The 26454-nt window shown below is 64.1% G+C and carries 31 protein-coding genes and 1 tRNA gene; 16 read left to right on the forward strand and 16 right to left on the reverse strand.

The features are described 5' to 3' along the window. Nucleotides 1–74 precede the first annotated feature (74 nt). On the forward strand, nt 75–1133 hold the full coding sequence (locus ABC969_RS15020) for a glycosyltransferase family 2 protein (protein WP_345865970.1): 1059 nt from the start codon (nt 75–77) through the stop codon (nt 1131–1133). Here ABC969_RS15020 and ABC969_RS15025 read toward each other — a convergent pair. The 6 genes from ABC969_RS15025 to ABC969_RS15050 are packed head-to-tail and all read right to left on the reverse strand — an operon-like array spanning nt 1130 to nt 6857. Next, a complete protein-coding gene (locus tag ABC969_RS15025; RefSeq protein WP_380807613.1) occupies nt 1130–2044 on the reverse strand; it encodes a ParB/RepB/Spo0J family partition protein in 915 nt (304 codons plus the stop codon). The two genes, ABC969_RS15020 and ABC969_RS15025, sit on opposite strands and share 4 nt — an antisense overlap. Then, on the reverse strand, nt 2041–2835 hold the full coding sequence (locus ABC969_RS15030) for a ParA family protein (RefSeq protein WP_345865971.1): 795 nt from the start codon (nt 2833–2835) through the stop codon (nt 2041–2043). Before ABC969_RS15030 ends, ABC969_RS15025 begins: the two co-directional genes overlap by 4 nt. Then, nucleotides 2832–3443, reverse strand: coding sequence for a 16S rRNA (guanine(527)-N(7))-methyltransferase RsmG (gene rsmG / locus ABC969_RS15035; RefSeq protein WP_345865972.1), 612 nt, complete (start codon nt 3441–3443; stop codon nt 2832–2834). The genes ABC969_RS15030 and rsmG overlap by 4 nt, the downstream gene beginning before the upstream one ends. Further along, a complete protein-coding gene (gene mnmG, locus ABC969_RS15040; protein WP_345865973.1) occupies nt 3440–5275 on the reverse strand; it encodes a tRNA uridine-5-carboxymethylaminomethyl(34) synthesis enzyme MnmG in 1836 nt (611 codons plus the stop codon). Before mnmG ends, rsmG begins: the two co-directional genes overlap by 4 nt. A gap of 54 nt (nt 5276–5329) precedes the next feature. Further along, complete coding sequence (gene mnmE, locus ABC969_RS15045; protein WP_345865974.1) at nt 5330–6610, reverse strand: tRNA uridine-5-carboxymethylaminomethyl(34) synthesis GTPase MnmE; 1281 nt, start codon at nt 6608–6610, stop codon at nt 5330–5332. 4 nt (nt 6611–6614) lie between these two features. Then, the gene (locus ABC969_RS15050; RefSeq protein ID WP_345865975.1) at nt 6615–6857 is read right to left on the reverse strand and encodes a DUF6489 family protein; all 243 of its coding nucleotides are present in this window, start codon (nt 6855–6857) and stop codon (nt 6615–6617) included. Nucleotides 6858–6974: 117 nt separating this feature from the next. Here ABC969_RS15050 and ABC969_RS15055 point away from each other — a divergent pair, with 117 nt between their 5' ends. After that, nucleotides 6975–7664 (forward strand): dienelactone hydrolase family protein, encoded by a 690-nt coding sequence (locus tag ABC969_RS15055; RefSeq protein WP_345866085.1) that lies wholly within the window; start codon nt 6975–6977, stop codon nt 7662–7664. Nucleotides 7665–7715: 51 nt separating this feature from the next. On the opposite strand, the gene ABC969_RS15060 is transcribed toward ABC969_RS15055, so the two are convergent. The 4 genes from ABC969_RS15060 to hemE all read right to left on the reverse strand — a co-directional run bounded on the left by ABC969_RS15060 (nt 7716) and on the right by hemE (nt 11589). Then, a complete protein-coding gene (locus ABC969_RS15060; protein WP_345866086.1) occupies nt 7716–8399 on the reverse strand; it encodes a YjbE family putative metal transport protein in 684 nt (227 codons plus the stop codon). A gap of 190 nt (nt 8400–8589) precedes the next feature. Beyond that, nucleotides 8590–9846 (reverse strand): transcription termination factor Rho, encoded by a 1257-nt coding sequence (gene rho, locus ABC969_RS15065; protein ID WP_261293924.1) that lies wholly within the window; start codon nt 9844–9846, stop codon nt 8590–8592. A 265-nt stretch (nt 9847–10111) separates the two neighbouring features. Beyond that, nucleotides 10112–10558 carry a CopD family protein gene (locus ABC969_RS15070; protein WP_345866087.1) on the reverse strand — a complete coding sequence of 149 codons (447 nt, stop codon included), beginning with the start codon at nt 10556–10558 and terminating at the stop codon, nt 10112–10114. After that, nucleotides 10558–11589: a uroporphyrinogen decarboxylase gene (gene hemE, locus ABC969_RS15075; RefSeq protein ID WP_345865976.1), complete on the reverse strand. Its 1032-nt coding sequence runs from the start codon at nt 11587–11589 to the stop codon at nt 10558–10560. The genes ABC969_RS15070 and hemE overlap by 1 nt, the downstream gene beginning before the upstream one ends. 293 nt (nt 11590–11882) lie before the next feature. Between hemE and ABC969_RS15080 the strand changes: the two genes are divergently transcribed. From ABC969_RS15080 to ABC969_RS15130, 11 genes are all read left to right on the forward strand, one after another. Further along, complete coding sequence (locus tag ABC969_RS15080; protein ID WP_345865977.1) at nt 11883–12704, forward strand: pyruvate, water dikinase regulatory protein; 822 nt, start codon at nt 11883–11885, stop codon at nt 12702–12704. Beyond that, nucleotides 12701–13291 (forward strand): Maf family protein, encoded by a 591-nt coding sequence (locus ABC969_RS15085; RefSeq protein ID WP_345865978.1) that lies wholly within the window; start codon nt 12701–12703, stop codon nt 13289–13291. Before ABC969_RS15080 ends, ABC969_RS15085 begins: the two co-directional genes overlap by 4 nt. Next, nucleotides 13288–14100, forward strand: a complete 813-nt coding sequence (locus tag ABC969_RS15090; RefSeq protein WP_345865979.1) for a shikimate dehydrogenase family protein — start codon at nt 13288–13290, stop codon at nt 14098–14100. Before ABC969_RS15085 ends, ABC969_RS15090 begins: the two co-directional genes overlap by 4 nt. Next, nucleotides 14097–14690, forward strand: coding sequence for a dephospho-CoA kinase (gene coaE, locus ABC969_RS15095; RefSeq protein ID WP_345865980.1), 594 nt, complete (start codon nt 14097–14099; stop codon nt 14688–14690). The genes ABC969_RS15090 and coaE overlap by 4 nt, the downstream gene beginning before the upstream one ends. Nucleotides 14691–14698: 8 nt before the next feature. Then, nucleotides 14699–15382: a DNA polymerase III subunit epsilon gene (gene dnaQ, locus ABC969_RS15100; protein ID WP_345865981.1), complete on the forward strand. Its 684-nt coding sequence runs from the start codon at nt 14699–14701 to the stop codon at nt 15380–15382. 82 nt (nt 15383–15464) lie between these two features. Beyond that, nucleotides 15465–16046: a ribosome hibernation-promoting factor, HPF/YfiA family gene (gene hpf / locus ABC969_RS15105; protein ID WP_345865982.1), complete on the forward strand. Its 582-nt coding sequence runs from the start codon at nt 15465–15467 to the stop codon at nt 16044–16046. A 70-nt stretch (nt 16047–16116) separates the two neighbouring features. Further along, nucleotides 16117–16584, forward strand: a complete 468-nt coding sequence (locus ABC969_RS15110; protein ID WP_345865983.1) for a PTS sugar transporter subunit IIA — start codon at nt 16117–16119, stop codon at nt 16582–16584. Next, on the forward strand, nt 16574–17041 hold the full coding sequence (locus ABC969_RS15115) for a PaaI family thioesterase (protein ID WP_345865984.1): 468 nt from the start codon (nt 16574–16576) through the stop codon (nt 17039–17041). Before ABC969_RS15110 ends, ABC969_RS15115 begins: the two co-directional genes overlap by 11 nt. 65 nt (nt 17042–17106) lie before the next feature. Then, complete coding sequence (locus ABC969_RS15120; RefSeq protein ID WP_427916135.1) at nt 17107–17376, forward strand: DUF1491 family protein; 270 nt, start codon at nt 17107–17109, stop codon at nt 17374–17376. A 166-nt stretch (nt 17377–17542) separates the two neighbouring features. Continuing rightward, complete coding sequence (locus tag ABC969_RS15125) at nt 17543–18175, forward strand: cell wall hydrolase (protein ID WP_345865986.1); 633 nt, start codon at nt 17543–17545, stop codon at nt 18173–18175. A 49-nt stretch (nt 18176–18224) separates the two neighbouring features. Continuing rightward, a complete protein-coding gene (locus ABC969_RS15130; protein ID WP_345865987.1) occupies nt 18225–18722 on the forward strand; it encodes an MmcB family DNA repair protein in 498 nt (165 codons plus the stop codon). Nucleotides 18723–18733: 11 nt separating this feature from the next. Here ABC969_RS15130 and ABC969_RS15135 read toward each other — a convergent pair whose 3' ends face one another. Next, complete coding sequence (locus ABC969_RS15135; protein ID WP_345865988.1) at nt 18734–19333, reverse strand: ankyrin repeat domain-containing protein; 600 nt, start codon at nt 19331–19333, stop codon at nt 18734–18736. Between the two features lie 73 nt (nt 19334–19406). Between ABC969_RS15135 and ABC969_RS15140 the strand changes: the two genes are divergently transcribed. Genes ABC969_RS15140 through ABC969_RS15150 form a run of 3 tightly spaced genes read left to right on the forward strand, consistent with a single transcriptional unit; the run spans nt 19407 to nt 21120 of the window. After that, the gene (locus ABC969_RS15140) at nt 19407–20003 is read left to right on the forward strand and encodes an SCO family protein (RefSeq protein ID WP_345865989.1); all 597 of its coding nucleotides are present in this window, start codon (nt 19407–19409) and stop codon (nt 20001–20003) included. After that, nucleotides 20000–20434 (forward strand): YcgN family cysteine cluster protein, encoded by a 435-nt coding sequence (locus ABC969_RS15145; RefSeq protein ID WP_380807622.1) that lies wholly within the window; start codon nt 20000–20002, stop codon nt 20432–20434. Before ABC969_RS15140 ends, ABC969_RS15145 begins: the two co-directional genes overlap by 4 nt. Next, complete coding sequence (locus tag ABC969_RS15150; RefSeq protein ID WP_380807624.1) at nt 20431–21120, forward strand: M48 family metallopeptidase; 690 nt, start codon at nt 20431–20433, stop codon at nt 21118–21120. The genes ABC969_RS15145 and ABC969_RS15150 overlap by 4 nt, the downstream gene beginning before the upstream one ends. Here the strand turns inward: ABC969_RS15150 and ABC969_RS15155 are convergent. From ABC969_RS15155 to ABC969_RS15175, 5 genes are all read right to left on the reverse strand, one after another. Then, nucleotides 21096–23258, reverse strand: coding sequence for a transglycosylase domain-containing protein (locus ABC969_RS15155; RefSeq protein WP_345865991.1), 2163 nt, complete (start codon nt 23256–23258; stop codon nt 21096–21098). The genes ABC969_RS15150 and ABC969_RS15155 overlap by 25 nt on opposite strands. Nucleotides 23259–23322: 64 nt before the next feature. Further along, complete coding sequence (locus ABC969_RS15160; protein ID WP_345865992.1) at nt 23323–24423, reverse strand: NAD(P)/FAD-dependent oxidoreductase; 1101 nt, start codon at nt 24421–24423, stop codon at nt 23323–23325. Next, a complete protein-coding gene (locus ABC969_RS15165; RefSeq protein WP_345866090.1) occupies nt 24402–25088 on the reverse strand; it encodes a methyltransferase domain-containing protein in 687 nt (228 codons plus the stop codon). Before ABC969_RS15165 ends, ABC969_RS15160 begins: the two co-directional genes overlap by 22 nt. After that, the gene (locus tag ABC969_RS15170; RefSeq protein ID WP_345865993.1) at nt 25085–26167 is read right to left on the reverse strand and encodes a type III polyketide synthase; all 1083 of its coding nucleotides are present in this window, start codon (nt 26165–26167) and stop codon (nt 25085–25087) included. Before ABC969_RS15170 ends, ABC969_RS15165 begins: the two co-directional genes overlap by 4 nt. A 114-nt stretch (nt 26168–26281) precedes the next feature. Continuing rightward, a tRNA-Leu gene (locus ABC969_RS15175) sits at nt 26282–26368 on the reverse strand. Nucleotides 26369–26454 lie beyond the last annotated feature (86 nt).

Below are 26454 nucleotides of genomic sequence, written 5' to 3' on the forward strand. Positions count from 1 at the left end.
TGACATATTAGCTAACTCCATCCGAACTGCAAGATCACGGTGACGCATTGCCATGCCCACGCTATGCTCGTGCCATGAACCGTCCTGCGCTCTCTGTCGTCGTCCCTTGCTATAACGAGGCGGCGTGCCTCGATGTGCTGCACGCGCGCATCACTGGCGCGGCGCGCGCCGCGGTGGGCGATGATTACGAGATCGTCATGATCAATGATGGCTCGAGGGACGATAGCTGGCCGGCGATGCAGCGGCTGGCGGCAAGCGATCCGCGGCTGGTCGCGATCAATCTGTCGCGCAATCACGGGCATCAGCTCGCGCTGACCGCCGGGCTCGATCTGTGCGCCGGCGCGCAGATCCTGATCATCGATGCCGATCTGCAGGATCCGCCCGAACTGCTCACCGAGATGCGCGCCACGATGGCCGCGCAGGAGGCCGATGTGGTCTATGCCGTGCGCCGCAAGCGCGAGGGCGAGACGGTGTTCAAGAAGCTCACCGCCGCGATCTTCTACCGCATGCTCGATCGGCTGACCGACACGCCGATCCCGCTCGATACCGGCGATTTTCGCCTGATGAGCCGGCGCGCGCTGGATGCGTTTCTGAGCCTGCCCGAACAGGCACGGTTTATTCGCGGGATGGTGGCGTGGATCGGCTTCCGCCAGGTGCCCTTCGCTTATGATCGTGCCGAGCGGCATGCCGGCGAGACCAATTATCCTTTGGGCAAGATGATCCGGCTGGCCTTCGATGCGGTCACCGGCTTTTCCACCGCGCCACTGCGTTTCGCCAGCCATGCCGGGCTGGCGCTCACCGGCGTGTCACTGCTGCTGTTCGTCTATATCGCGATCGGCTGGCTGTCGGGCAGCGCGGTGCAGGGCTGGACCTCGACCATGCTGGTCACCGTGTTCCTCGGAGCGGTACAGATGTTCGTACTGGGCATGATCGGCGAATATCTCGGTCGCCTCTATGTCGAATCCAAGCGCCGGCCGCTCTATCTCGTCGCCGATATTGCCGGACCGGTGCAGGGCAGGGCGACCCTTGGCTATCGCGCGGAGACTCCGGCACCGGTGGCGGTGGTCCCCCCGGGTGAGGTGGAACAGCTCGTCACCGCGTCAGCGCATCACGCCGCGCACGAACCGCGCTAGATCCGTTCGCCGGTCAGCCGCTGGCAGATCATGTCCAGCTGATCCAGCGTGGCGTAATTGAGCGTCATCGCGCCGCCCTTGGCACTGTGCGTCACGCGCACTGTCAGCCCGAGCAGATCGCCCAATTGATGCTCCAGCGCCGCCAGATCGGCGTCACGCCCGCCATTACCGCCCGATCGCGCGCGCGCATCGGGCTTGGCGGCGCGCGCGAGGCGCTCGGTCTCGCGCACCGACAGGCCCTTGGCGACGATCTGATCCGACAGGCTCTCGATATCGGGCGCGCCGATCAGCGCGCGCGCATGCCCCATGCTGAGCTCGCCGGTGACGACGCGCTGCTGCACCGGCTGCGGCAGATCGAGCAGCCGCAGCAGATTGGCGATATGGCTGCGCGATTTGTGGACCAGTTTGCCCAGCGCTTCCTGTGTATGGCCATAATCGTCGATCAGCCGGTGATAGGCCTCCGCCTCTTCGATCGCGTTGAGATCCTGCCGCTGGATATTCTCCACCAGCGCCACTTCCAGCGTCTCGGCATCATCGAAGTCACGGATGATCACCGGGACTTCGTGCAGCCGTGCGCGCTGCGCGGCGCGCCAGCGGCGCTCGCCCGCGACGATCTGATAATCCTTGCCGTGCGGGCGCACGACGATCGGCTGGATCAGCCCGCGCGCGGCGATCGACGTGGCCAGCTCGTCGAGCGCGGCTTCGTCGAAATGGCGGCGCGGCTGGCCGGGATGGGGGGTGAGCGAGCCGACCGGCAGCGTGCGCAGGCCCGGCGTGGTCTTTTCGCCACCGCCCACCGGTTCTTCGCGCGCCATATCGCCGAGCAAGGCGTTGAGCCCACGGCCGAGGCCCGAGCGGGGCTTGGGCCGCGGCGTGGGCGACGCGGCGGCGTCTGGCGTCGTGTCGGTCATGCGGCCTTCGTATAGCTGGGAGCGGCAGGCTTGGGCAGACGCGCGATCAGCTCACGCGCCAGCGCGATATACGCTTCCGAGCCAGAGCAGCGGTAATCGTAGATCAGGGCGGGCAGACCGTGGCTCGGCGCTTCCGACAAGCGCACGTTGCGCGGGATCACCGTATCGAACACCACCCGGCCGAGCACAGCGCGCACGTCGTTGGAAACCTGTTCGGTCAGTCGGTTGCGGCGATCATACATGGTTAGCGCCACGCCGATGATGGTGAGCCCGGGATTGAAACGGTCGCGAATGCGCTCGACCGTCCCGAGCAGCTGGCTCAGCCCCTCGAGCGCGAAGAATTCGCATTGTAGCGGCACGAGCAGTGAATTCGCCGCGACCATTGCGTTCAGGGTCAGCAGCCCGAGCGAGGGCGGACAATCGATCAGCACGACATCCCAGCGCTCCTCGCAGCGGGCAAGCGCGCGGCTCAGGCGGTGCGTACGCTCGTCATACTCGACCAGCTCGATCTCCGCGCCCGACAGATCCGCCGTGGCGGGGACGACGTCGAGCTTGGGGACGCAAGTCGATACCGCGGCATCCGTGATCGGCAGTTCGCCGAGCAGGATATCATAAGTCGATTTTTCGCGATCCGCGCGGTTGATGCCAAGCCCGGTCGAGGCGTTGCCCTGCGGATCGAGATCGATGATCAATACACGCTGCCCGGTAGCGGCAAGCGCAGTGCCGACATTGATTGCCGTGGTCGTCTTGCCGACACCGCCCTTTTGGTTCGCTACCGCAATGACATTCATCGACGAGACACCCCTTGAACGATCACGATCAACGAATTCGGATCAGTGACGCTGTGTTCCACGTGAAACGTACCATGCCATGATCGCTGCGCCTGCGCCACCTCTTCGCGTGCCGCGAGCCCCTTGGGCAGCAGCCATTTGGTCGCCGGCGTGGCAATGTCGCGCGCCGCATCGAGCAATGCGGTCACCGACGCTACGGCGCGCGCGGAAATAACCGTCGCTTTGGCGCTGACATTTTGCGATTTGGCGGTTTCCACCACAACATTTGTCAGCCCCAGCGTCTCGGCGGCATGGCGGAGGAAATCCACGCGCCTTTTGCGGGGTTCGATCAGGATCATCGGGTCGTCGCGCAATGCGGCAACCACCAATCCGGGGAAACCCGCGCCGCTGCCGATATCGGCCCAGGTGCCCGGTGTGCCTTTTGACAAGGGAACGAGCTGCGCTGAATCGACGATATGGCGCGCCCACATCTGATCCAGCGTCGCGGCAGAGACGAGATTCTGTTGCGTGGCCTCTTCGCGGACCAGCGCATCCAATCGGGTCAAGGTATCAACTGCGGCGGGGCCAAAGCGATCGGCGATCCATTGCTTGGCATCGTCTTCGGTCATGCGGCGCGCTTTCGGGCATGGAGCATGATCGCGGTCAATGCGGCCGGCGTGATTCCCCGGATCCTGCTGGCGGCGCCCAGCGTGGTGGGTCGCGCGGTGGAGAGACGTTCGATCATCTCGTTGGACAAACCGGGGATTCCGGCAAAATCGAGATCGGGCGCGAGCACGATCGCATCGTTGCCGCGCAGCCGCGCCACCTCGCTGTCCTGCCGTGCGATATAGGGCGCGTAGCGGGCATCCTCGGCGGCCTCGGCAATTAATGCCGCGTCGTATCGGTCCGCCAGATCGGGCGCGATCTCGTTTATGGTCAAGCCGGCGATGCGCAGCCATTCTGCGCCGGTGCGCGGCGTGTCGGCGCCCGCGATATGAGCGGGCAGGGTGTTCGCGGCAATGGTCGCGTCCAGCTGCTGCGCGATTTCCGCGAGCCCGATGCGACGCCGAGCAAGGCGCGCACGCCGCTCGGCGCCCAGGCAGTCCGCTTGCTCGGCAATCGCGCCGAGGCGGGTTTCGGCATTATCGGCGCGCAAGCGCAACCGATATTCGGCGCGCGCCGTCAGCATGCGATATGGTTCGGTAACGCCCTGCAGCACCAGATCGTCGATCATCACGCCGAGATAGCTGCTCGCGCGATCGAGCACGACGGGGGAGACGCCGAGCGCATGGGCTGCGGCGTTCAGCCCGGCGATCAGCCCCTGGCCGGACGCCTCCTCATAGCCGGTCGTGCCGTTGATCTGCCCGGCGCAGAACAGGCCGGGCATGGCCCGCACCTCCAGGGTCGGCGCCAGCGCGCGAGGATCGATATGATCATATTCCACGGCATAACCGGGCATCACGATCCGTGTCTGCTCCAGCCCGGGGATCGAGCGGATCATAGCTTCCTGCACATCGGTCGGCAGCGAAGTGGATATGCCATTGGGATAGATCGTGCTGTCGTCGAGCCCCTCCGGCTCGAGGAACACTTGATGGCCGTCACGGTCGCCAAAGCGATGGATCTTGTCCTCGATCGACGGGCAATAGCGCGGGCCGACCCCGCCGATCGCGCCGCCGAACAAGGGTGAGCGATCGAGCGATGCACGGATGATATCATGCGTCTGCGGCGTGGTGCGGGTGATCGCGCAGAAGGTCTGGGGCAGGGGGCGCCCGTCCGACATAGGCGACATCGTCCAGGGATCGCTGTCGCTCGGCTGCTCCGCGAGCGCTGCCCAATCGATCGTCCGTCCATCCAGACGCGGTGGGGTGCCCGTCTTGAGCCGCGTCATCGGCAATCTGGCGTCGCGCAATTGCTGCGCCAGCCTGGTCGCCGCCGCCTCGCCAATGCGTCCGCCCGCTAGCCGTTCCTCACCGCGAAACATTCGCCCGCCGAGAAACGTGCCCGTTGCCAGCACCACAGCGGGCGCCTTGAGCTGCTGTCCGTCCGCGAGAACCAGTCCCTTGACCGCTCCGTGCACATCAAGCGCCAGTTCAGCCGCTTCCCCAGCAACGACCGTCAAACCAGCCTGATCGGCAATCGCCCGCTGGATCGCAGCGGCGTAGCGGCGCCGATCCGCCTGCACACGCGGCCCCTGGACCGCGCTGCCCTTGCTGCGATTCAGCATGCGATAATGGATGCCGGCGGCGTCCGTGGCCCGCGCCATCAGCCCGTCGAACGCATCCACTTCGCGCACCAGATGGCCTTTGCCGAGCCCGCCGATCGCCGGATTGCACGACATCGCGCCAATCTTGGCCGCATCGAAGCTGACCAGCGCAGTGCGGGCGCCGCGGCGCGCTGCCGCCGCCGCCGCCTCGACACCGGCATGGCCGCCGCCAACGACGATAACATCGAATGTGGACATGCCCTTTGCGCTAGGCATTGCCCGCGCCCAAGTCAAAGCGTTCCACGTGGAACATCATTTCCCGATGCAGAACTTGCCGAACAAAGCATCCAACATCGCTTCCGTATCGCTATGCCCGGTAATCCGATCCACCACCGCCAGCGCGAGTCTCAATTGCTCCGCCACGAGCAAAGGGTCACTTTCGTCTCCAACCGTCCGCAACACCGCCGCTGCCTCGCCGACCAGGTCGCGCTGCCGCCGGTTGAGCGCGATATCATCGAGCCGCGGCAAGGCGGCGCGCGCACGCTCGCCGATCGCCTGCCACAGCGCGCTCATGCCAAGCCCCGTTGTTGCCGACACCGCGAGATCAATGCCGCGCGGCGGATCCCGCCGCTCAGGCTGATCGGCCCGCGCGTAAACCCACAACGCGCCAGCGGGCGCCGCTTCCGCGCCGAGCCACAGCAGAATATCCGACGTCGCCATCGCGGCACGCGCGCGGTCGATGCCGATGCGCTCGATCGGATCGTCGCTCTCGCTGGCCAGGCCCGCCGTATCGGTGATCAGATAGGCGATGCCGTCACGCTGCACCGGAACATCGATGCGATCACGCGTGGTCCCCGCGATGGGCGATACGATCGCCGCATCACGGTCGACCAGCGCGTTGAGCAAGGTTGATTTGCCGCTATTGGGCGGCCCCGCCAAAACCACGCGAACGCCGTCGCGCAATCGCTCGACCGATGGTTGCTCGCCCAATGCTGCAATCTCCGACGCCAATATGCCGGCCTCGGCTTTCAGGTTTTCCAGCTGCACCGCATCGACATCGTCCTCATCGGAGAAATCGAGTTCCGCTTCGATCCGCGCCGATAGCGCCAGCAAGCGCGCCGACCATTGCTCGACCCGCCGGCGGATCCCGCCCTCCGCCGCCATCATCGCAGCGCGGCGCTGGCTTTCGGTTTCCGCCGCGAGCAGGTCGCCCAGGCCTTCCGCCTCGGTGAGATCGATCCGGCCGTTGGTCAGCGCGCGCCGCGTGAATTCCCCCGGTTGCGCTGGCGCCAGCCCCGGCAGCGTGGCCAATGCCCGTTCCACTGCCGCCACGACCGCCCGGCCGCCATGCAGATGGAGTTCGACGAGATCCTCGCCAGTCGCCGTGCCGGGCGCGCGAAACACCAACAGCAACGCGCGATCGAGCACGCCGCCGTCGGCGGGATCGCGCAGCGCGCGTAGCGTCGCCCGGCGTTCCGCGGGCAGGTCGCCCGCCAGCGTTGCGGCGGCAGACAAGGCTGCAGGCCCGCTGATGCGCAGCACGGCGATTGCCGCAGGTGGGGCGCCGCTGGAGACAGCGTAGATCGTGCTCATGCGATCAGCCCGGCGACTTGCTCGTATCGCTCGACGCTTCGAACATCTTGCGCCAGAATCCCATGCCGGCATCATTCATCGGCGCCCAGCTGCGCATCATGCCCTCGAGAAGATCCGGCGCGATCACGCCGTCCATCGCGCCGGTCAGCGTGGCGATATATTTGTCGTGCACCGGCGTCAGATCGGGCAAGCCCATCATGCGGCGGGCCTCTTCCGGTGTGCAATCGACTTCGACGTTGAATTTCATGACGCTTTTCTCCGCTTGAGCCGGCTGAGTGCGCGGCATAGTCTGAACCGCAGCTATGCGCGCCGCAGCGCTCCCCCCGCAACGCTCATCACCTTAGCAAAGGATCCGCTCTTGCCCATGATCACCATCAACACACTCGACCATGCCAGCAGCTTCGAAGCGTATATCGCCGAGCCGAGCTCGACGCCCACCGCTGCCATCATCGTCATCCAGGAAATTTTCGGCGTGAATGCCGGAATCCGCGCCAAATGTGATGCCCTTGCCCAAGCCGGGTATCTGGCCATCGCACCCGATCTATTCTGGCGGATCAAGCCCGGGATCGAGCTTAATCCCGACGTGCCGGAGGAGATGCAACAGGCGCTCGGCTTGTTCGGCCAGTTTGATCAGGATCACGGCATCGCCGATATTGAAGCAACAATCCGTGCCGCGCGGGCGCGCGTGGATGGCGGCAAGGTGGGCGTGGTGGGCTATTGCCTGGGGGGGCGGCTTGCCTTCATGACCGCAGCGCGTACCGATATTGATGCCAGCGTTGGGTATTATGGCGTCGGCATCGATGGGCTGCTGGGCGAAAAACACGCCATTGCCCGGCCGGTGCTGCTGCACGTGCCGATCGAGGATCATTTCGTCGACAAGAACGCGCAGGCGCGGATGCATGCCGGGCTGGACGATCATCCCAAGGTGACGATGTACGATTATCCCGGCGAAGATCATGGCTTCGCCACGGAAACTGGCGACCGACGCTCGCCTGACGCAGCGGAACTGGCGGATCGCCGGACGGCGGCGTTCTTCGCCGAACATCTGCGGTAATCTGCACTCGATGATCGTCACCCCAGCGCTGCTGGGGTGACGACGATGTGATCAGCCGATCGCTGCGATCATCGGCTGGACATCGTGCAAGCCTTCGAAAATCATCTTGCCAGCGACATAGAGGATGATGACCAGCCCGACCCAGGCAATCCAGCGATAACGCTCGATATATTTGGCGATAACGTTGGCGGCGAGGCCCATCAACGCAACCGACAGAATCAGCCCGATAACCATGATGCCGGGATGCTCGCGCGCTGCACCAGCGACGGCGAGGACGTTATCAAGGCTCATCGAAACGTCCGCCACGGCGACCGCCCAAGCGGCGGCTAGAAAGCTCTTGGCAGGGCGAATCCCGCTATTCTCGTCACCCTCGATCTCGGGCGAACCGCCAGGCACGCTTTTCGGCTGCAGTTCGCGGTACATCTTCCACGCCACCCACAGCAGCAACAGACCGCCACCCAACACCAGGCCGTAGCTTTTAAAGCTCTCCAAGCCGTACAGCACCGCCACTGCAAAGATGATGCGCAGCACGAGCGCGGCGAGGATGCCGATCAAAATGACCTTCTTACGCTGATCGGTCGGCAGGCCAGCCGCAAGCGCGCCGACGATGATCGCGTTGTCACCCGCCAGCGCCACGTCGAGCAGCACAACGGTGGCGAACGCGGTCATCGCGGAGGCAGTGCCAATATTGGCGAAATCGCTGACGATGTGGTTCCATAGCCAGCTAAGCGACATTGGCTCAACGGCAGGAAGGGCGGCGGCCAGCAGGGCCAAGATGGTCACGAGGAGGTCTCCGCATTTGGGATGATCGAGATCAACGTAAGGGATCGGCAGTGGTTGCCATAAAAAAGGCGTGGGCTGAGCCCACGCCGATAGGGACGGTGCGCGCGCCCTGATAAGCCTTGCTAAATCAGGACGCGTTCGATCATTGATTCATGCTGTCGAAAAAGTCCTCGTTTGTCTTGGAATCCTTCATCTTGTCGAGCAGGAATTCCATCGCATCGATCGTACCCATCTGCATAAGGATGCGACGCAGCACCCACATCTTGCTGAGCTTGACCTTGTCGACCAGTAATTCGTCCTTGCGCGTGCCGGACTTGCCGACATCGAGCGCCGGGAAGACACGTTTGTCTGCGACCTTGCGGTCGAGCACGATCTCCGAGTTGCCCGTGCCCTTGAATTCCTCGAAGATCACTTCGTCCATGCGGCTGCCGGTATCGATCAGCGCGGTGGCGATGATCGAGAGCGACCCGCCTTCCTCGATGTTACGCGCGGCGCCGAAGAAGCGCTTCGGCCGCTGCAAGGCATTGGCATCGACGCCGCCGGTCAGTACCTTGCCCGAGCTCGGCACGACGGTGTTGTAGGCGCGGCCCAGGCGGGTGATCGAATCAAGCAGGATTACCACGTCCTTTTTGTGCTCGACCAGACGCTTGGCCTTTTCGATGACCATTTCCGCGACCTGCACGTGGCGCTGCGCGGGCTCGTCAAAGGTCGAGGAGACCACCTCGCCCTTGACCGAGCGCTGCATGTCGGTGACTTCTTCGGGGCGTTCGTCGATCAGCAGAACGATCAGGAACACCTCAGGGTGGTTTTCGGAAATGGCGCGCGCGATATTCTGCAGCATCACCGTCTTGCCGACGCGCGGTGGCGCGACGATCAGCGTACGCTGGCCCTTGCCCTGCGGGCTGACGATATCGATGACGCGAGCGGACTTGTCCTTCTGCGTCGGATCGAGCGTATCGAGGGTGAGCTTCGATTCAGGATAGAGCGGCGTCAGATTGTCGAAATTGACCCGGTGGCGCACTGCTTCGGGATCGTCGAAATTGACCTTCGACGGCTTGACCAGCGCGAAATACCGTTCGCCATCCTTAGGGCCGCGGATCTCTCCCTCGACCGTATCACCAGTCCGCAAGCCGAATTTGCGCACCTGGTTGGGCGAGACATAGATGTCGTCGGGGCCAGCGAGGTAATTGGATTGCGGGCTGCGCAGGAAGCCGAAGCCATCGGGGAGCACTTCGATCGTGCCCTCGCCCATGATCATCTCGCCCTCTTCGGCCTGGACCTTGAGGATGGCGAACATCAGATCCTGCTTGCGCAGCGTGGAGGCGCCTTCAACGCCCAATTCCTCCGCCATGCTGACCAGCTCGGCCGGTTTCTTGTTCTTGAGGTCTTTGAGATGCATGGGATCAGCGTCCGGCTAGTCTGGGGAGATGGGCATCGAGAAGGTGCGCGAAGGACTCGGGCAGGCGATGCTGGAGGAGGATGCCGGCCTACTGAAAAGCGATACCGACAAGCGCAGGAATTAAGAGGGGGGGGCGAGCAAGTCAACGGGGTTATGCGGTACAACGCCTTTCCCACGCTTTCAGGCAAAGGCCAGGACCCTGTTACGGCACCGGGCTGGGCCCTACCTTCCCCGGAAAAAGCATTGGTAGTGTTGTGATGCGTCCTTAGAACGGCTTCACGATCACCAAAATGACGATGAAGGCAGCAGTAACGGCCGGGATTTCGTTGAGCATACGCAGCGTCTTGCCGCTCAGTGTCGGCTTGTTCGTAGCGAGTTTCTTGGCGTATCCTACCGCCCAGCCGTGATAGCCGCTCAAACCGAGTACGAAGAGCAATTTGGCGTGCAGCCAAGGCTCGACCCAATGATTGCCGATCGTCGCCAGAGTGAGGCCGAGCAGCCAAACAATGATCATTGCCGGAGACAGGATGATCGTGCGAATCTTGCTTTCGCGCTCGACCCACAAAGCTGCTTCATCCGTACGGCCGCCGGCAAGCGCTTCCTGGTGGTAGACTAGATAGCGCGGCAGCATGAACAGCCCGGCCATCCAGAAGATCACAAAGATCACATGCGCGGCGAGATACCAATTATACGCCACGATCAGTCGCTCCATCATTGTCGCACCCGCGCCAGCAGCGCCTCGACGTGCTCGATCGGCGTATCCGGCAGGATGCCGTGGCCGAGATTAAAGATATGCGGGCGATCCGCGAACGCCGCAAGCACGCGATCGATCGCTTCCTCGAGCGCGACACCGCCGGCGATCAGCGCGAGCGGATCGAGATTGCCCTGCACTGGCATATGTTTGGGCAGATTGGCATCGGCCCAGACCGGATCGACGGTTTCGTCCAGCCCGAGCGCATCGACGCCGGTTTCACGCGCATAAGCGGGGAGTTTACCGCCGGCGCCCTTGGGGAAACCAATAATCGGCGTATCGGGATGTCGCGCTTTCAATCCAGCGACGATCGCCGCATTGGGCGCGATGACCCAGCGTTCGAACTGTGACGGGCTGAGCGAACCCGCCCAGCTGTCAAACAATTGCACCGCTTCCACGCCATTTTCGATCTGCGCCGAGAGATAATCGACCGTCATGGCGGCGATCGCGTCGATGATTTCGGCAAAGGCCAGCGGATCGGCATAGGCGGCACGGCGTGTTTCGCCCTGATCCTTGCTGCCCTGCCCGGCGACCATATAGGTCGCGACGGTCCAGGGGCTGCCGGCAAAGCCCAGAAAAGTCGTCTCAGCTGGCAATGCAGCAGCGACCCGCGCCACGGTAGCATAAACGGGTTCGAGCCGCTCAGGCGCTGCATGCAGGCTCGCCAGAGCGGCATCCACGAGTGGGGGTGCCAGACGCGGACCCTCGCCCACACCAAAACTCAAATCCTGGCCCAATGCCCATGGCACCATCAGGATATCGGAGAAAAGGATCGCGCCATCGAAGCCAAAACGGCGGATCGGCTGCAGTGTTACCTCGGCGGCGGCTTCTGGATCGGTGGCGAGCGCAAGAAAGCCGCCTTTTTCCGCTCGGAGCGCGCGATATTCGGGGAGATAGCGGCCCGCCTGGCGCATCAGCCAGATCGGCGGTGTTTTGGCGCGACTGCCCTTGAGCACAGCGAGCAACGGTTTGGTTTCAGATGTTATCGACAAGCTGGTCGATCCTCACTTCTACTAAGAATTAGATTCTTAAAAGGATGTAGCGGTTGTTGGCGCGTTGATGCTGGGGCTTATGCGGTCATGCCCAAAATGCCAACAGCTTGACTCAACCGCGGCCAGCCAGCCACCGCGATTCAACCAAACGCTCCACGTTTTCCACAGGCTGTGGACAGATTCTGCAGCTGGGCACGGAATTGTGGATAAGTTGTCGGTTATCCCCGGCTTGGCGCGGACCGCGCGTTGCGCTAGCCATTTTGCCGATGTTGTCCACAGATCGATCCTGACCGGTGCGGTTGCACCTCCACTTGCTGTCGGACTCGACCGGCGAGACGCTGGAAAACATCGCCAAGGCGGCGTTGGCGCAATATGACGACGTCGAAACGATCCGTCATTTCTGGCCGATGGTCCGCACAGAGGCGCATCTTGAGCGCATTTTGCAGGAAATCGCGCAAAATCCGGGGCTGGTGATCTTCACGCTGGTCAATAGTACGACGCGGCGCACGTTGGAGGCGCGCTGCCGCGCGCTCGGGTTACCCGCAGTGGCACCGCTCGATGCGGTCAATCACGCTTTGTCCGGGCTGCTCGGGCAGCAGGCCAAGGCGCGGCCGGGGCGGCAGCATGTACTCGACGAAGCCTATTTCGATCGCGTCGAAGCGATCCAGTTCAGCATGGCACATGATGACGGGATCAATTGGGAAAATTGGGAAGAAGCGGATATCGTGCTGGCCGGCGTGTCGCGCTCGTCCAAAACGCCGACCTCGATCTATCTCGCCAATCGCGGGTTTCGCACGGCGAATATTCCCATCGTGGTGGAATCACCTCCACCGACTACGTTGTATTCATTGAAGAATCCGCTGGTGGTCGGGCTCACGACCAGCGCCGATCGACTGATCCAGGTGCGGCGAAATCGCTTGTTGTCGCTGCATCAGGCGCCGGAAACCGCTTATGTCGATCCAGAGGCGGTGACGCGCGAAGTAGCCTTTGCGCGGCGTATGTTTGCCGACAATGGCTGGCCGGTGATCGACGTCACCAGGCGTTCGATCGAAGAAACCGCGGCGGCGATCATCGCGTTGGTTCAGGAACGCCGCGGCGAAAAGGGTAATGAATGAGAATCGTGTTGGCGTCGCAAAGCGCGTCACGCCGAGCCATGCTGTGTGCGGCTGGTGTACCGTTTGAGGCAGTATCGGCGGGCGTGGATGAGGAAGCGGCCAAGGCCGGGCTGCGCGATTTGAATGCGCGCGATTTGGCCGATGCGCTGGCAGAGTTGAAAGCCTTGCGTGTGTCGGGCCGCGATCCCGAGGCGTTGGTCCTCGGAAGCGATTCCGTTGTCGCGCTGGAAGATGGCACGTTGCTCGACAAGCCCGAAACGCGCGAACAAGCGGCCGAGCATTTGCGGTTGATGTCGGGTAAGCGCCACGAACTGGTCAGCGCCGCGGTGATTGCCGAGCAGTGCAAGCCGGTGTGGCGTGTGGTCGACCGTGCGAAAATGTATGTGCGGCCATTGTCTGACGCCTTTATCGACACCTATCTGGAGGCGGAATGGCCGGCGATTGCGGGCTGCGTCGGCTGCTATCGGATCGAGGGGCCGGGCGCGCAATTGTTCGCCCGGATCGAGGGTAGCCAGTTCACCGTGCTGGGCCTGCCGCTGTTGCCGGTGCTCGATTACCTGCGCGTGAGAGGGATGATGCCGTCATGACCCGCAGCTTTGCCGAGGTGATTGGCGATCCGATCGCGCACTCCAAATCGCCGTTGATCCATGGCTTCTGGCTGGACGCGCTGGAAATCGCTGCAGATTATCGCGCGACCCAGGTTGCGCCCGAGGTGCTTGGCGCTTTTCTGGCAGAACGCCAGGCCGACCCGGCCTGGCGCGGGTGCAACATCACCATTCCGCACAAGCTTGCCGCGCTCGATCATGTCGCCGATCCGGGCGGGGTGCGCGCGTCGATCGGCGCGATCAACACGATATTCCGCAGCGAGGATGGAACGTGCATCGGCACCAACACCGACGCCGGTGGCTTTTACGCGCCGATCGCCGGGCTTGAGCTGGCCGACAAGCCGGTGGTGGTCATCGGCGCGGGCGGCGCGGCACGCGCCGTGTTGTTCGCTTTGTCGCGGCTGGGCGTGGGGCCGGTGACGATCCTCAACCGCAACGTGCTGAAGGGCGCGGCATTGCTGTCGGCGTTCGGCCTGAAGGGCCAGGCCCTGCCGCTGGGGGCGGCGTTTCCGCCGGCGGCGTTGCTGGTCAATTGCTCGGCGCTGGGCATGATCGGACAGCCGCCGCTGGAGATCGATCTGGCGCCGTTGCCGGACGATGCTGTGGTGTATGACGTAGTGTATGCCCCGCTCGACACGCCGTTATTGGCCGCCGCACGGGCGCGCGAGCTTGATACGGTCGATGGGCTGGAGATGCTGGTGGGGCAGGCGGCGGTGGCGTTTGAATTGCTGTTCGGCGTGGCGCCGCCGCGCGAGCGCGACGTTCAGCTCAGGGCATTGCTGACGGCATGATCGTGCTTGGCCTCACCGGATCGATCGGCATGGGCAAATCCACCGTTGCCGCCATGTTTGCCGCCCGTGGCGTGCCGGTGTTCGATGCCGATGCCGCAGTGCATCGCATGCAAGGCGCGGGCGGGCGGCTGGTGGCGGAGATCGAGGCACTGTTTCCCGACACGACCGGCCCCGACGGCGTCAATCGCACCACGCTCGGCGAGGCGGTGCTCGGCGATGACGTGAAAATGAAGCAGCTCGAAGCGCTGGTCCATCCCGCCGTTGCCGAGGAACGCGCGGCGTTTCTGGTGAGGCATCACCAATCGCCGTTGGTGGTGTTCGACATTCCCTTGCTGTTCGAAACCGGCGGAGAAGCGCGGGTCGACAAGATCGCGGTGGTCAGCGCACCGGCGGACGTACAGCGCGCGCGCGTGCTGGCGCGACCCGGCATGACCGAGGCACGGTTCGAGACCATCCTGGCGCGGCAGATGCCCGATGCCGAAAAACGCGCCCGCGCCGACGTCGTGATTCCGACAGCTTGCCCGCTGGCCGAGACGCAGGCCGCGGTCGATGCGGTGATTGCTTGCCTGATCGACGCCGACGGCCGATAAGTTTGCCGATGCGCGAGATTGTGTTCGATACCGAAACCACCGGGTTCAGCTTTGCCGATGGCGATCGCATGGTCGAGATCGGCTGCGTTGAGCTGATCAACCGGGTGGAAACCGGACGCACGTTCCACGCCTATTTCCATCCCGAACGGCCAATGCCGGCAGAGGCGCAGCGCGTCCACGGCCTGTCCGATGCGTTCTTGGCCGATAAGCGGCGTTTTCACGACCATGCGCTGGAGTTGCTCGAGTTCATCGGCGATTGCCCACTAGTGGCGCATAATGCCGGGTTCGATTTCGGCTTTTTGAACGGCGAGTTGGGTAAATGCGGCCATCCGCATGTCGGCATGCACCGCATGGTCGATACAATCGTGCTGGCGCGCACACGACATCCCGGCGCCAAGCATAGCCTGGATGCGTTGTGCAACCGCTATGGCATCGATCGCAGCCACCGCGTGGTGCACGGCGCACTGCTCGATGCGCAATTGTTGGCGCAGGTATATGTCGAACTGACCGGCGGGCGACAGATCGGACTCGGGCTGGTCACCGAGATCATCGAGGTACAGACCAGTTTTCAGCCTGATGCGGCGCCTGCCATCGCCCGCCCGCCGCGTACTTTTGCGGCGTCCGATGCGGAACTTGCCCGGCATGCCGCGTTTATCTCAAAGCTCACCAAGCCAATCTGGGAGCAAGTCTAGGGGAGAAGAGGGGGTCGAGGCGTCCGGTTGACGCCGCTACCGGGGACGCGCACGTTGCGTGCCCCCAACAAGGAGAATGCTCATGGAAATCCGGGTCTCGGGTCATCAGATCGCCACCGGCGACGCGTTGAGAACCCATGTCGAGGATCGGCTTCAGGGCATCGCAACCAAATATTTTGCGCGGGCGATTTCCGCACATGTGACGTTCGGCAAGGGGCCGCACGACGCCTTCACCTGCGATATCGTCGCGCATGTGATGCACGGGTTGGTGCTCAAGGGCAGCAATGAAGGGCGCGACGCACATGTCGCGTTCGATGGCACGGCGGACAAGATCGAGAAGCAGCTGCGGCGCTATATGCGGCGGCTGAAGGATCGCAATGGCGGGACAACGCAGGCCGTGCAGGAGGCAGGCGCCTACGACAATGCCGGTTACACCTTGTTCCAAGAGGCGGCGCAGGATGTCGAGCCCGAAGATCACCCGCTGATCATTGCCGAGACGCGGGTCGATGTGCCCGAATCAAGCGTGTCGGATGCGGTGATGATGCTCGATCTGCGCAACACCACGGCGCTGCTGTTCAAAAACAGCGGATCTGGCGCCTACAACATGGTTTATCGCCGAGGCGATGGTACGATCGGCTGGGTCGAGCCGCAACGCGGCGGCTAAGCCGTCTGCCAGCCTTTCGCTCGCGCGCGTTCGGCGCTAAGCCGCGCGGGCGAGGGGCTAAGCGGCGATGATGACCGATTTCAGCGATCTGCTGCTGCCCGACACCGTCATCGAAGGTGTCGCGGTAGCGAGCAAGAAGGCGTTGCTGCAGCATATGGGGGCGGCGCTGGCGACAGCGCATGGTCTTGACGCCAAGGCGGTCACCGATGTGCTGCTTGCGCGTGAGAAGCTTGGCTCGACCGGCTTTGGCGGCGGGGTGGCCATTCCGCATGGTAAAATCCCCGGCCTGCCCGGCGTGATCGGGTTGTTCGCGCGGCTGACGCAGCCGGTGGATTTCGCGGCGATCGATGATCTGCCGGTCGATCTAGTGTTCGTTCTGCTCTCCCCGGTGGACGCGGGGGCGGCGCATTTGAAGGCGCTGGCGCGGATATCGCGGCGGTTGCGCGATCGCGCGTTCGTAGCGAAATTGCGCGGCGCGGGCTCGCGCGATGCGCTCTATGCGTTGCTCAGTTCAGATGAAGCGCGCGATGCCGCCTGAGCAGATGCCGGCAGGGGCGGAGGCGCATTTTCGTGCACTCGAATCGCTCTATGCGGCGGCGCCGATCAATCTGCTGTTCGAATCGCGACTGGAGATAGCCGAAAGCGGCTTGGCGCGGATCCATTTTGGCATTGATGAGCGCTATTTTCACGCCGGCGGCGCCGCGCATGGCACGAGCTATTTCAAGATGCTCGATGACGCTGCTTTCTACGCGGCGAACAGCTTGGTGACCGATCGCTTTCTGCTCACCACCGCGTTTAACCTGTTGCTGACTAAACCGCTCAGGGCGGGGCCAGTGATCGCGGAGGGGCGCTGGGTGAGCGGGCACCGCCGCGTATTCGTGGCGGAAGCGCGCTTGATCGATGCCGATGGCGAGGAAGCGGCGCGCGGCACGGGGACCTTCATGAAATCGCGCATTCCGCTTGCCAGCCTGCCCGGCTATCGCGCCACGCCGTGAGCGGGCGGCTGCCCAGCAGCATCCTGGTCAGCGCGTTGCTTCGGCGCGTCAACGATTCCGGCGGCATGGGCATGCTGCTGGCGCGCGGCGAACCGACCGGCGGTGGAATCCTCATCCTGGCGTTCCACAATGGGACAAATCCGCGCACGATCGAACGTGGCGTGGGGCCAGATGGCACTTCGGCGTTGCTGGTTTCACCGCAACCTGCGGCCGATTCCACAGTTTTGAGCCAGTATTGGCAGCGTCGGCGGCATAGCGATCCCGACTTGTGGGTGATCGAACTGGACAGCCCGTTTGCCGAACGGTTCGCCGCTGAGGCGATCCTTGCCGGTTGACCGCGTGCTACGCGGCCGCCACAGGCCGTGGCTGTTATTCACGGCGTTGTGTCGATGCGGGTGCGATCCGGATCGATTACGCAGTCGGGGGGCACGCCCGGACGATCGCTTGGCCCCGGCCGAGGCGGATCGCTTCCGCGCACCAACCGCATAGTACGAAGATTGAATGTCGTTTTTTGAACGCGTCGCGACGCTCGCGACGATGGTCTTGGGCACTGCCTTGATCGGCGTCAGCACCCCAGGCCTTGCTTCTCAACTGGATCAGAACCTCAACGTACCATTGAGCGTTACAGTTCCAGAAACTACCGTTCTCGCTGCCGCGCCGGCCGAGACGATGCCTGTCCCGATTGCCCAGCCGGCTATCGTGCAGAGGCAAGATGCCGAAGACTTTGACAGTTTGTCCGAAGCTGTGGCTGCACAGAATGCGCCTGATGCCGTAAGCGACGATCTCACCTGCCTTGCCAGCGCGATCTATTTCGAATCGAAGGGTGAACCGCTCCCCGGGCAGCTGGCCGTTGCCGAAGTGATTATCAACCGGTCAAAATCAGGACGTTTTGCCAAATCGGTTTGCGCCGTGGTAACTCAGGCTGGGCAATTCTCCTTCGTTCGTGGCGGCCGTATTCCGGCCATCGCCAGCAACGCAAATTATCGCACCGCGCTCGCCGTGGCGCAGGTCGCGCTGCGCGATCAGTGGGACAGCCCCGCACCGCAGGCGCTGTATTTCCACGCCCGTCGCGTTTCGCCGGGCTGGCGCAAGACCAAGGTCGCGTCGATCGGAAACCACATCTTCTATCGCTGATCGCACGGATTGAGCTTTACGCGTTCGTGTAATGTTCTAAATCGGGCGGATGCTGAATCCGCCCGTCTCTTGTGTTGATGCACCAGGATCGCCACTCTGCGCTGCCGATGTTGTCCGCGGCACGACGCGCATGCTGCTACGCCACGATCTGATCGCGATGGGTGAGGTGCCGCTCGACGGCGGTCGCCGCGCCGATCTGATGGCGATCGATGCGCGTGGCAACATCATCATCGTCGAGATCAAAGTGTCGCGCGCCGACCTGTTGGGGGATGGCAAGTGGACCGACTATCTCGGCTGCTGTGATCGCTATTATTGGGCGGTACCGGCGGGGTTCGATGCCTCACCACTCGAAGGCGATAATTTTCTGCCGGCGCGTACCGGAATCATCGTGGCCGATCGCTACGATGCCATGATCGTACGCGAGGCGCATAGCGAGCCATTGTCGGCGGCCACGCGCAAGCGTTGTACGCTCGCTTTTGCGCGACGCGCCGGGCGGCGGCTGATTGGCGCGCTAGATCCGGACGCCGATGGACTTACTTGGCCGTAGCATCCAACGCCTTAGAATTTAGGTCCGGCCACTGCGATGTTAGGCTTTTTTGGCGCCGATTCGAGTTCCTTTGCGACCGCCGGCGCGCGCGTATCCTGCGCTGCATAGGCCCGCGCGGACATGCCGGTGAGCAGATCGGCCTGATCCGGATTGGCCCCGGCATCCAGCAATGTGCGGATCAGCGCCAGATTGCGCCGGCGCACCGCTACAATGAGCGCGGTTTCGCCGTTGGAATTGCCGTAATTGACGTTCGCCTTATATTTAATGAACGTGTTGACCAGATCCTCACGACCGCGATCGGCAGCGATCACGATCGGTGCGGTGCCGCCATTGTCGCGGACGTTAGGATTGGCGCCGCGGCTGAGCAGATAGGCGAGATAATCGCCATTACCGCTTTTGGTCACGACATGCAGCGCCGTTTCGCCGTCCGTCACCGAACGGGTGTTGATTACCACCGAGCCCGGCTTGTTGAGCATATCTTCCACTTCCTTGCCCTTTTCGTCGCGCACCGCCTCGAGAAATTTATATCCCTCCGACTGGTTCTGCGCCTGTGCCGCGGGGGCAAGCAGGAGGACGGCGGCAAAGGCGGCGGGCGAAAAGCGAGAAGACATTGACGGATAACCTCTTGGGGTATTCGGGCTAAACTTGCGTGGGCGCGTTTAACAGATCATGGCTGGAAGCACCATGAACCAGATTGTCCGCTTTGCCGCCGCGCTGTTGATCGCGGCGCTTCCAATCGCCTGTTCCGGACCCGCCGCGCCGCCAGCGCAAGCGCCGCTGGAGGGCGCGCGGATCGGCGGGCCATTCACTTTGATTGATCAGAATGGCCAGCCGTTCAGCGAACGCCAATTGGCGGGTAAATATCGCATCATGTATTTCGGCTATACGTTCTGCCCCGATGTCTGCCCGGTCGACGTGCAAAACCTGGCCGCGGGGCTGCATGTGCTGGAGGGTGAGGATGCTGAACTGGCCGCCAAGGTGGTGCCGGTTTTCGTGTCGATCGATCCGGCGCGCGATACGCCCGCGGTGCTCAAGCAGTTTGTGGGCAATTTCCATCCGCGCATGATCGGGCTGACTGGCAGCCCGGCGGCGATCACTGCAATGGCCAAGGCTTATGCGATCTATTTCAAGGAGGGCGAAAGCCAGCCAGGCGGCGGCTATCTGATGGATCACAGTCGGGTCGCCTATCTGATGAGTCCCGAGGGCAAGCCGATCGCACTGCTGCCGCATGATGGCACCCCGCAAGCCATCGCCACCGAGCTGGAGCGTTGGGTCCGGTGAGCATTGCTTTTTGGGAAGATATGCCGCTGGAAAGCCTCGATCGCGGGCAGTGGGAAGCCTTGTGCGATGGCTGCGGCAAATGCTGCCTGCACAAGTTGGAAGATGAGGAGACGGGCGAAATGCTGCCGACGAATGTGTCGTGCAAATTGCTCGATCGCCGCACGGCGCAATGCTCGAACTACAAGCATCGCCACGCCTTCGTATCGGAATGCGTGCGGCTTAGCCGAGATAATGTGCACGAGATCGATTGGCTGCCCGAGACCTGCGCGTATCGCTTGCGCCGCGAGGACGAGCCGTTGCCACGCTGGCATTATCTGGTGTGCGGCGACCGCGACGCGGTGCACCGCGCCGGCGAGTCAGTCCGTGGCTGGACCGTTTCCGAGGTCGACGCGGGCGAGCTAGAAAATCATATCGTCGATCGACGGCTATGACCGAATCGATCTTGAGTGCCGAGCTCGAGATCGTCCGCAATGCGCGGTCGCGACGCGCCAAGCTGTCAGTTGATCCGGCGAGCGGCCGCGTACGGCTGACGCTGCCGGCGCGCGCTCCGCTCAAAGCTGCACTGCGTTGGGCTACAGAGCAGCGGGAGTGGATCGACCGACAACGCGCAAGGCTGCCGCAGGCGCGGCCGTTGGTGGCCGGGGCGCTGGTGTGGATCGACGATGGCGAGCGCTTGATCGACTGGGATGAAAGCCGACCGCGCCGGGTGACGATCGAGGGCAACCGGCTGATCTGTGGCGGCCCGGCCGATGGCCTGTCGCGACGGATTGAATTGTGGCTGCGGCGCGAGGCATTGCGCGTGCTCAGCGCGGAGACGGCGGAATTTGCCGCCAAGGCGGGGGTAACGGTGGCCAGCGTGGCCATCGGCGATCCCAAGGCACGCTGGGGCAGTTGCACCTCGCGTGGCGCGATTCGGTATAGCTGGCGGCTACTGCTTGCCCCCCGCTTCGTGCGGCGTTCAACCGTCGCGCACGAGATCGCGCACCGCATCCACATGCATCACGGGCCGGAATTCCATGCGCTGGCCGATGCGCTGACCGAGGGTGACCCCGCCGAGTCGCGCGCCTGGCTCCGCGCGCACGGAGCCGCACTTCACTGGGTCGGGCGCGCTTCCTGAGGGCGAATCAGCACACGGTCGCTCGGCTGTTCAGGCACCCGCGGGGGCGCCGACATGGCGGCGGGGCGCGGGGTTGGGGTTGGCCGTGGCGCAGGCGCCGGGGTGCGATCGAGCACCCTGTCGATCCAATCCTGATCGAGCTGTTCGGGATTCTGCTCGCTCTGCGGTACCGGCGCTGGCGGCGCCACGCGGTCGCCATCGTCCGTGCTGTCCTCCGCCGGTGGGGCGGGCTGATCGATCGGATTGCCATCGGCATCTACGTACACGCCGTTATCGGGCTGCCCGAAATAGCTCTCCTCATCGGGTTCCAGCGCCCACTCGGGCAACGTCACCTTAGTATCGAATTCCTCTACCGGGCGATTGGCCACGGCGGTCTTCATGAACGTGGCGAAGGCGCGCGCCGGCGCAGTGCCGCCCTGCAATCCGGGCACCACCTTGGCATCGTCGCGACCCATCCACACGCCGGTGGTGAGGCCGCTGGAGAAGCCGACGAACCAGCCATCCTTGTTCGAGCTCGTCGTACCGGTCTTGCCCGCCACCGGGCGACCGATCTGCGCGGCGCGGCCCGTGCCGGTATTGACCGCGGTTTGCAGTAGATCGGTCATCTGCTGCGCAACATACGGCGCGACCAGCACCTGGCTGCGATCGACCGCCTGGGCATAGATCGTCTCGCCCTGCGCGGTCACCTTAGTAATGCCGTAGGGGATGATCGCAACGCCCTGATTGGCGACGCTGGCGAAGGCGCGGGTCATGTCGAGCAGACGTACGTCCGACGTGCCGAGCACCATCGCTGGGCGCGTATCGACCGGTGTGGTGATGCCGAAGCGCCGCGCCATATCGGCGACGGTACCAAAACCGACCTCCTGCCCGAGCCGTGCGGCGACGGTGTTGACCGAATAGGCGAACGCGGTGCGCAGCGTCATCTCGCCGCGATTGGCGCCGGAGGCATTGCGCGGGCTCCAGCCGTTGATGGTGATCGGCGCATCGACGACCTTGTCCTCGACCTTGTGACCCGCCTCCAGCGCGGCGAGATAGACGAACAATTTCCATGCCGAGCCGGGCTGGCGCACCGCCTGTGTCGCGCGGTTGTAATTGGACGAGACGTAATCGGTGCCGCCGACCATGGCACGGATTGCGCCGTCACGGTCGATCGTGACCAATGCGCCTTGCGCGTTCTTTGGCGCATTGGCGCGCACCGCGGCATCGGCAGCGCGCTGCATGTTGAGATCGAGCGTAGTCCACACATCGAGCGGGCGGGTGGTTTCGTCGATCAGCGTTTCAAGCTGCGGCAGCGCCCAATCGGTGAAATAGCGCACGCTATTCTGCCTTGGCGCTGGGGCCAGCGCGACGCCTGTCGGGTTGGCCGCGGCGGCTTGCGCGGCGGTAATCTTGCCGGTTTCCTGCATCAGCCGGATGACCACGCCGGCGCGACCGACCGCGGCCTCGGCATCGGCGGTGGGCGAGTAACGCGAGGGTGCCTTGACCAGACCGGCGACGACCGCGGCTTCGCTTAATGACAAGGCTTCAGCGCCGTGGCCGAAGAAGCGGCGCGAGGCGGCATCGATGCCGTAGGCGCCGCCGCCGAAATAGACCTTGTTGAGATACAGTTCGAGGATCTGATCCTTACTGAATTTTCGTTCCATGGCGAGCGCCAGGATCGCTTCGCGCGCCTTGCGGCCGACATCATATTTGTTCGACAGGAAGATTGTGCGCGCCACCTGCTGCGTGATGGTCGAGGCGCCTTGCAAGCGCCGCCCTTCGCCGCGCCGCTCGATCGCCAATTTGGCTGATCGTGCCAAGCCGATCGGATCGATGCCGATATGCGAGCGGAAGCGGCGATCCTCGACCGCAACCATCGCGTCGCGCATTACCGTGGGGATCTGATCGAAGGACAGCCATTCGCCATAGCTCGGCCCGAGCGAGACGATGACGGTGCCGTCGGCGGCGTGGACGCGGATCATTTGGCCGTTGGGCGAGGATTTGAGCTCGTCAAAGCTCGGCAACTGCGCGCGCGCGACATAAACCGCGATCACTAGGCCGATCAGCGCAAGCACACCGAGGCCGACAAAGATCTTCAACGCCAGCGCGAAGCGGCGTCGCCATGTCGGACGGGTGCGGGGGGATTTTGGTCGGGGCATGCAGCGTCGATACGGATAGGCGCTATATGGAAGCTGAACAAGCGGGGGAACGACAATCGCGTCGTCAGGCCGGATCGTGACCGATGCGCGTGCCGCGGGCGAGCAGATCGACGAGGATCGGCGCGTGGCGCACGATGGGGAACATCGCGCGGGTTATTGCCGGGCGTTCTGCGGCGTCGCGGACCCATCCGGCGAGGCCGATCGGTCGGGCGAGGTCGCGCGCCAGCCGGCGCTGGAAAGCCGGCGCGGCCGCCGCTCCGCCGCGGTTATAGGCCTCGGCGGCGCGAATCCCGCTGGCGATGGCAATGCCCATACCTTCGCCGGCCAGCGACGGAATAACGCCAGCCTGATCGCCGAGCCGGAACAGCCGCGATTCGCCGGCGGTGGCACGCCAGCCATAGGGCACGTTGGCGATGGCATCGATCGCGCCGGGGACGCGCCAGGCCAGGCGATCGCCCAGTCGAGGGCATTCGGCGGCGATGGCGACGAGCAGCTTTTCCGGATCGCCCGCGTGCGTCAAGCGCGACCGGTGCACGGCCAAACAGAGATTAACGGTGCCATCCTCCTGCAAGACGAGCCCGGCGTAGCCGCGATCGAACAGATGCAACTCGATCGCGTCGCCGATCAGCGTGTCCAGCCCGGGCGCGGGGCCGAGGCGGACGCGCAGCCCCAAGGTGGGATCGGTACCGCGCGCCGCTTCGGGGCGGGCCAGACCACGAATATCGGTCTTGCCGCTGGCCAGGAACAGCGCGTCGGCGGCGATTGTCGTGCCGTCGTGCAGACGTGCGGTGCGCGTGGTGGTTTCGCGGACGATAATGCCGCGTTCGATCGGGGCGCCGGCGGCGTGCGCGCGGGCGAGCAGCAACGTATCGAGATGATGGCGCGAAACGCCATGCGCTGCGCGGGGCAGCGGAGCTTCGCTCATCCGTTCACCGGCAAACATGCGGACGCGCGTGACGCGGGCGGGGCCAAGTGCGTCCGGCTCGATCCCCAGCCGGGCGAGCGACTCGAGCGTCCGCCAGCTGAGAAAGCCGCCGCACAGCGCATCACCAGTGTCGCGGCTGCGCTCGAGCAACAGATGCGGCGTGCCGTTCTGGGCAAGGCGGATCGCGGCGCTGGCGCCGGCCGGCCCGCCGCCGATGATCAGCGCAGGCGTTCGGCGCATAACCGGAACGGAAAGGCGCGATAGACGCGCGCATCGGTGATGCCGGCTTCCGCCAGCAAGGGCGTCCATTCAGCGGGACGATAAGACCGCGCGATCGACAGCTGGCCGTCGTGGCGGACGATGCGGTGCCAGCGGAACAGGCCGGCGAGCAGTGGAAATCCGCGAAAAGCAAAGCCGTGGCGATGCAGATCGTTGACCAGCCAGCCTCGGCGCGCATGCACGTCCATCTGGCGGAGGAAGTCGATCAGCTGCGCGTGAGTCATGTGATGTGCAACGAGGCTGCTGATGATAAAATCCACACCATCCGTATGATCGGCATAATCGCCGGTGATCCAGCTGATCGGCAGATCGGGCGGGGTATGCGCGCGGGCGGCGCGTTCGCTGCGCGGGTTGAGATCGACGCCGATCAAGGTCGGCTCAAGTCCGCGTTTGTCGGCCCAGCGCGCGATGCGGCGAAGCATGTCACCATCGCCGAAGCCGACATCGAGCACCGTGAAGCGGGTCATGCCCTTGGTTGCGCGGGCGAGGAAATCGAGCGTGGGGCGCGCCGCCAGGGTGACCACATTGACCCTGGCGAGATCCGCGACGACGTCGGCATAAGTGTCGGCGTCGAGATTCTCGGCGTCCATCAGCTCCTCGGCGATGGCGCGCTGTTCGAGCATCAGGTGGCGCTCGCGAAAGCGAAGCCTTCAGCGGCGAGCCCGGGGCCGAAGGCCAGCGCGACGCCGTCGGCGATCGGCGGACCGGCAAGCAATCTGGCGAGCACGAACATCAACGTGGCGGAAGACATATTGCCATCCGCCGCCAAGACCGCGCGTGACCCGGCCAGCGCTCCCGGGGCGAGCGCCAATCCATGCTCGACTGCGTCGAGGATCGAGCGGCCGCCGGCGTGCACCGCCCAGCCATCGATTGCGGCGGGCGCGCGGCCGCCGGTCGCGGCAGTGGCGAAGGCGGGATCGGCCAGTGCTTGCGCGATGCGCGCTGGGACTTCGCCGGACAAATGCATGGCAAAGCCCCGATCAGTGATATCCCAACGGATCAGATCATGTGACGCGGCGAGCGTGGTGGCGAAAGGCTGCCCCAGCGCAAAACCGCTTGGCTGCGCCGTCACCAAGGCGGCGGCTGCGCCGTCGCCGAACTGCAGCATGGCGAGCAACGATTCGATCTCCGAGGTATCCTGCAGATGCAAAGTGGACAGTTCGACACACACGACGAGAACGCGCGCTTCCGGTTCTGAGCGGACCAGATGGCGCGCGGTGCGCAGTGCGGCGACTGCGGCGTAGCAGCCCATGAAGCCGATCAGTAGCCGTTCAACCGACGGGGCCAGGCCAAGCCGGCGGGCGATGATCTGATCAATGCCGGGGGCGACGAAGCCGGTGCAGCTGGCGACGACGAGGTGTGTGATCTCGCCTAACGCGGTTTGTGCGCGCAGCGCCTCGATCGCGGTGAGCGCAAGCCCCGGGGCCGCGTTGGCATAGAGTTTCATTCGATCACCGGTGCCGGGCAGCACCGGATCGGCATAGAAGCCACCCGGATCGACCGGCGAGGCGCCATCGGCGCCCATCGGCAGGATCGACCAGCGATGATCGATGCCCGAGCGTGCCGTCATGCGATCGAACAGCTTCGCCGCGCGCTGATCGAGACGGGTGCGGGCCCAACCGATAAAGGCGCGATGGATGTCATGGGGCGGGACCGCGGTGCCGATCGCGTTGAGATAAACGGGTAGGGCAGATGCTGGGGACAAAAAGCAGCTTTCGCACGCGCGGGTGAATTACCGCGTTAGTTGCACAACGCTACTCTTATGCACTCGATCCGCCAGCGCAAATCGAACGGGATCGATTCGGTGCTGGGGAAAGTTTGGTGCGGCCAAGAAGACTCGAACTTCCACGGGCTTTCGCCCACAACGACCTCAACGTTGCGCGTCTACCAATTCCGCCATGGCCGCACATAACACCGCCGGCAAAGCCCGGCAGGCTGGTAGGCGAGCGCCCCTAGCAAGCGATCGGGGGGATGGCAAGCGCAGCGTTACGA

This window comes from Sphingomonas qilianensis (assembly GCF_039614825.1).
GTDB lineage: Bacteria > Pseudomonadota > Alphaproteobacteria > Sphingomonadales > Sphingomonadaceae > Sphingomonas > Sphingomonas qilianensis.